The following is a 5,240-nucleotide window of genomic DNA, read 5'->3' on the forward strand; positions in this document are numbered from 1 at the left end:
GCGCCGGGCCGCAGCGGCCGGGCCGTGGGGCTGGTGATGAGCGGGCGCGCCGGGCCGCAGCGGCCGGGCCGTGGGGCTGGTGATGAGCGGGCTGCTGACCGGGATTCTGGCGGCGCGCAGTGTGGCAGGGCTGCTGTCGGAGGTGGGCGGCTGGACGCTGGTGTACCGGGTGGCCGGCGTCGCCATGGTGGCCGTGGCGTTGGCGCTGTGGTGGGTGATGCCGATGTCACGCAATACGACCTCAGCACCGACACAGGGGTATGGACAGGTCTTGCGGTCGCTGGGCACGCTGGCCTTGCACCACCCCCGGTTGCGCAGCCGGGCCTTGCTGGGAGGGTTGTCGTTTGCCTCCGTCAGTGTGTTGTTCTCCACCATGGCGCTGCTGCTGGCGGGGCCTGCACACCGACTGGGCGACGCCGGCATTGGGCTGGTGGGGCTGGCGGGCGTGGCCGGTGCACTCATGGCCAATGTGGCAGGCCGCATGGCTGACCGTGGGCAGGCGCAGGTGGCCACCGCCGCATCGGTAGGTTTGCTGCTGCTGGGCTGGGGCGCGCTGTGGCTGGGCGCCAGCAGCCTGGTGTGGTTTGTGGTGGGCATGCTGGTGGCCGACCTGGCGCTGCAGGGCGTGCACATCAGCAACCAGAACGTGATCTACCGGCTGGACCCCACCGCCCGCGCGCGGCTGAACGCGGTGTACATGACCAGCTACTTTGTGGGTGCGGCCACGGGCTCGGCGATGGGGTCGGTGGCCTGGCTGTGGGGCGGATGGGGCGCCACCTGCGCGCTGGGCATGGGCATTGCCGTGCTGAACGCGCTGGCACTGGCTTACGACCAGCGGCTGGCTGTGCGGGCGCTGGGTGATGGTGTGCGGCAGGCTACAGAAGGCGCAGGTGCGTAGCCCCCGGCAGCTGCCAGCGGCGTAATTTGTGACGTACCATCCTCGCACGGTCCCATCCCGAGACCTTTCAAGGAGGCCCCATGGCCAAAGGCGAACAGCGCAGCAACAAGATGGCGAAGAAACCCAAAAAGGACACCTCGCCGCCCAAGGAACACAGCGCATCGGACCGGCCCATGCCGCCGATGACCACCGTCATGCCCAAGGGCAAAGACAAAAACAAATAGGTCACACCAGCACTCCGCCTGTCCCGGCGAATACGCTACCAAAACAATAGCTTCAGGCGCATATTGCATAAGCGCCTGCAGCTATTTTTGTTTGAAATTCCGCATCAGGCAGCCCTTCATTCGGCGCTCGCCGCCGCCGGGCTCAGGCAGGCTGGGCCCACTGCGCCAGCCACTGTGCATCGGGCTCTGGCCGGCCAAACAGGTAGCCCTGGTACACGATGTCCGGGGCGCGCTGGCGCAGGAAGTCGGCCTGGGCCTGGGTCTCCACCCCCTCGGCCACCACACGCAGGCCGAAGTGCCGTGCCACCGACAAGATGCCTTCGACCAGCACGCCATCGTCGGCATTGGTGGGGGCCTCGTGCACGAACGACCGGTCGATCTTGATCTCCTGGATGGGCAGGCGCTTGAGGTAGGCCAGCGATGAGTAGCCGGTGCCAAAGTCGTCCAGCGACATGTCCACGCCCAGCGCGGCCAGGGCGCGCATCTTGGCCACCGCATCATCAAAGTCGTCGATCACCAGGCCTTCGGTCACCTCCAGCGTCAGCAGCCGGGGGTCGGCCCCCGTGGCAGCCAGCACTGCCCGCAGTTGCCCCACAAAACCCGCCTGCCGGAACTGCCGCGCGCTGAGGTTGACCGAGAGCCGCAACCGCCGCTCGCGGAACACCGGCTGCGCCAGCAGCGCACAGGCATGGGCCAGCACCCACTCGCCCAGGCTGACGATGAGGTCGGACTCCTCGGCCACCGGAATGAACACGCCCGGCGCCACCAGGCCGTCACGCGGATGCTGCCAGCGCACCAGCACCTCGGCACCCGTGACCTGGCCCGACACATCCACCTGCGACTGCAGGTGCAGCCGCAGCTCGCCTGCGCCAATGGCATGGCGCAGTTCGCGCTCCACCCGAAAGCGCTGCTCGGCGGCCTCGCCCATGCCCTGCTCAAAAAACGCAGCCCGTCCGCCCCCGGCCTGCTTGGCGCGGTGCAGGGCGGTGCCCGCGCGCCGCAGGGCATCGTGTGCACCGTCGTCCGACGTTTGGGGGTACAGGGTGATACCCACGCTGGCGCCCAGTTGGGCGTCCTGCGCATCGCCCTCCAGACGCAAGGGGCGCAGCAAGGCGGCCTGCAGTTTTTCGGCAAAGGCCAGCGCATGCCGGCCCGCCAGCGAGGCATCCACCCCCAGGCCATGCAGCACCACGGCAAACTCATCGCCCGCCACGCGCACCAGCAGGTCTTGGGGCGGCAGGATCTCGGACAGCCGCAGCGCCACGGCACAGAGCAGTCGGTCCCCCATCTCGCTGCCGCGCGCATCGTTGAAAGTGGTGAACCGGTCCAGGTCCAGCAGCAGCAAGGCATGCTGGGTGGAAGGCGGGCGACCTGCACGCCCGCGCAACACGTGCAGCCGCTCCATCAGGGTGGACCGGTTGGGCAGGCTGGTGAGGCCGTCGAAATGCGCGAGGCGGTGAATTTCATCGGCAGCGCGCTTGCGTTCGGTGATGTCCTGCTTGAGCTCCACATAGTGGCTCACGCGGCCGTCGGTCTGGCGGATGGGGGCCACCACTACAGACTCGATCAATTCCTGCCCGTCCTTGCGGTAGTTGACCTGTTCGCCTGCCCAGCTGTCACCGCGCGCCAGTGTGGTGCGCAGGCCCTCGCGCTGCGCGGGCGCCAGGCCGTTGCTGGAATAGTCTGCCGAGGCGCGGCCCACCACCTCGTCGCGCGCGTAGCCCGTGCGGCGCACAAAGGCCTCGTTGACGTACTCGATGTCCTCGCGCAGATCGGTGATGACGATGGCCTCTGGACTTTGCTCCACTGCCCGCAACAGCTTGCGCAGCGACGCCTCGCTGGCCGCGAGGTTGGCCGCAGTCTGCTGGGCCTCACGCACCCGGCTCATGTAGTTGCGGCGCGACAGCAGCGTGGCTGCAGCGGTCAGCACCAGAATGCCTGCAAGGTACACAGCACCCGCCACGCGGTTGGCCACCTGAACGGGCTTGAGCAACCCCTGAACGTCCGCCCAGATGAAACCCAGGAACAGCAGGGCCGTGAGCCCCACAAGCGTTAGCGTGGCACGCGCTCCCAGCAGCCATCCGGCCAGCACAATGATCACGGGGTAGTTCAGCAGGTTGGGGCCGTTCACGCCGCCATTGCGAGCCGCCACCAGCGACACCGATACCCACACGCCCCACACCAGCAGATAGGTGGCCAGCGTCCACCGCCGCCAGCGGGCCAGCAGAAGCGCCGTGCCGCCAATGCAGCCAGCGACAAAGTTGAGCGCCACGCGCACTGGCTGCACGGGCTGGTCCCACAGCAGCAGAAAGCCGATGACAAAACCCAGCAACATCACGGACCAACCCGCTACGCGCACCAGGTGGCGCGTTGTAGCGTCTTCGTGGTCTGGCAGCGGAACAACGGGGGCTTCGGCCATGGCGACGGGAATTACGGGGGAGGAAACCATCGTAACCGCAGGCATAGAAAACGCCTATGAACAAAACGCCGCTGGCGTGGCTGCGGTGCCCATCCATCAGCATCTGCATCGGTGTCACCAAGAACCGTCGCCAGCTTCGGCCCAGGGTGGCCGCCGCAGCCTACAGGCCCGCAAGCGCAGGCCTGATCAATCAGTCCGCGTCGCTGTCCGGCGCAGGCTCGCGCACACCGGAGCCCTTGCCCTTGGCCTTGGCACGCGCGTCTTTCTTTGCCTGGCGCTTGGCGTCTTCGGCCAGGCCTGCAGCACGCCAGGCTTCAAACTCGGCGGGCGTTTCCAGAGTGATGCGGCCCAGGATGGCGGTGCGAAAGTCCGTCATCACAATCTCGGCCGTCTTTTGCAGGTTGACCTTGCCGCCACCCAGCATGGCGCCGCGCTTCTTGCCGATGGCTGCGAGCAGTTCCTCGTCGTGCATTGTGGCCACGGCCCCCGCAGGCAGGCCCAGCTTGTAGCGGGACTCCAGCAAGGGGGCGTAGTGTTTTTGCAGGCGGCGCAGCAGCTCCAGCGCCACCAGTTCCTCGTCGTAGGCATTGCGGCCCACGGCGCCGCTGGCGGCCAGGTTGTAGCCACTTTCGGGCACCACAATGCGCGGCCACAGCATGCCGGGCGTGTCCCACAGGTAGAAGTCGTCGGCCAGGGTGATGCGCTGCTCCAGCTTGGTGATGCCCGCCTCGTCGCCCGTCTTGGCATGGCGCTTGTTGGTCAAGGTGTTGATCAGCGTGGACTTGCCSACGTTGGGCACGCCGCAGATGAGCACCCGCATGGGCTTGGCCATGCCCCCGCGGTTGGGCGACAGCAGATGGCAGGCGTCGATAAGCTTGCGCGCAGGGGCGGGGTCGGACGCATCCAGCGGCACGGCGCGCGTGTCGCTCTGGGCGTTGTACCAGTCCACCCACAGCGCAGTGCGCTCGGGGTCGGCCACGTCCTGCTTGTTGAGCACCTTGAGCGTGGGCTTGTGGCCCGTGATCTCGGCCAGCAKCGGGTTGGCGCTGGAGCCGGGCAGGCGYGCGTCSAGCASCTCGATSACCACGTCRATGTCCTTGATGCGTTCGGTGATGGCTTTGCGGGTCAGGTGCATGTGACCGGGGAACCACTGGATGGCCATGCGGGGGTACTTTCTTCTTGATTCAACAGGTTCTGAGGGTGGCAAGGATAATCGCGGTCCCACTTGCACCACGCCACCGCGCTAATTGACCTCCATGCCAGCCCCTCTCGACAACTCGCGCAAAGCCAATGCCACCAAGGCCGACAAGGAGCTGCTGTTCAAGGGCGTGACCCTGGCCCTTATCGGCCTGGTCATCTTGCTGGCGCCCTATGTCGCCCGCTCCAGCAGCGTGCGCGACCTCATGACCCAGGCGGCGCTGGTGGGCTGGTTTGCGCTGGTGCTGGGCATAGCATTCGGCGTGCAGTACGGCCTGCGCCGCGCCAAGGCGGGGCGCCGCCAGCCGTGACCTTGCCGGAGTGGACGGCCCCGGCACCGGCTGCGGACGGCGCCACGGCGCAAGCCATGTTCGCGGCGCTGCAGCAACGCGCGGCCACTGCGGGCATCACGCTGCGCAACCCGCCGCCCGAGCCCACCACCTGCTGTGGGCGCGGCTGCAATGGCTGCGTCTGGGAAGGATTCCTGGACGCCGCCGAATAC

General features: G+C 67.5%; 5 protein-coding genes and 1 pseudogene. 4 read left to right on the forward strand and 2 right to left on the reverse strand.

Annotated elements, in window-relative coordinates; genetic code table 11:
* Positions 1-46: 46 nt before the first annotated feature.
* A pseudogene (locus AC04MI_RS23245) lies at positions 47-898 on the forward strand (MFS transporter); the annotation flags it as partial.
* An 80-nt stretch (positions 899-978) separates the two neighbouring features.
* Positions 979-1,122 carry a hypothetical protein gene (locus AC04MI_RS23250; RefSeq protein WP_167514358.1) on the forward strand — a complete coding sequence of 48 codons (144 nt, stop codon included), beginning with the start codon at positions 979-981 and terminating at the stop codon, positions 1,120-1,122.
* A 142-nt stretch (positions 1,123-1,264) separates the two neighbouring features.
* Here AC04MI_RS23250 and AC04MI_RS23255 read toward each other — a convergent pair whose 3' ends face one another.
* The gene (locus tag AC04MI_RS23255) at positions 1,265-3,541 is read right to left on the reverse strand and encodes a putative bifunctional diguanylate cyclase/phosphodiesterase (RefSeq protein ID WP_146871476.1); all 2,277 of its coding nucleotides are present in this window, start codon (positions 3,539-3,541) and stop codon (positions 1,265-1,267) included.
* 190 nt (positions 3,542-3,731) lie between these two features.
* Entirely contained in the window at positions 3,732-4,703 is a 972-nt protein-coding gene (gene ylqF / locus AC04MI_RS23260; RefSeq protein ID WP_476498822.1) for a ribosome biogenesis GTPase YlqF, read from the reverse strand.
* A 94-nt stretch (positions 4,704-4,797) separates the two neighbouring features.
* On the opposite strand from ylqF, the gene AC04MI_RS23265 reads away from it, so the two are divergent.
* Positions 4,798-5,049, forward strand: coding sequence for a hypothetical protein (locus AC04MI_RS23265; protein ID WP_056064818.1), 252 nt, complete (start codon positions 4,798-4,800; stop codon positions 5,047-5,049).
* 56 nt (positions 5,050-5,105) lie between these two features.
* Positions 5,106-5,240, forward strand: a 135-nt coding sequence (locus AC04MI_RS23270; RefSeq protein ID WP_476498823.1) for an oxidoreductase-like domain-containing protein, incomplete at its 3' end; no start/stop codon positions are given.

The organism is Acidovorax sp. LjRoot204 (assembly GCF_056175785.1).

What these genes read in the sequence shown, in the direction of transcription:
- AC04MI_RS23250 (WP_167514358.1), top strand. Translation starts at nt 979, where the DNA reads ATGGCCAAAGGCGAACAGCGCAGCAACAAGATGGCGAAGAAACCCAAA.
- AC04MI_RS23255 (WP_146871476.1), bottom strand. Translation starts at nt 3,541, where the DNA reads ATGGCCGAAGCCCCCGTTGTTCCGCTGCCAGACCACGAAGACGCTACA.
- AC04MI_RS23265 (WP_056064818.1), top strand. Translation starts at nt 4,798, where the DNA reads ATGCCAGCCCCTCTCGACAACTCGCGCAAAGCCAATGCCACCAAGGCC.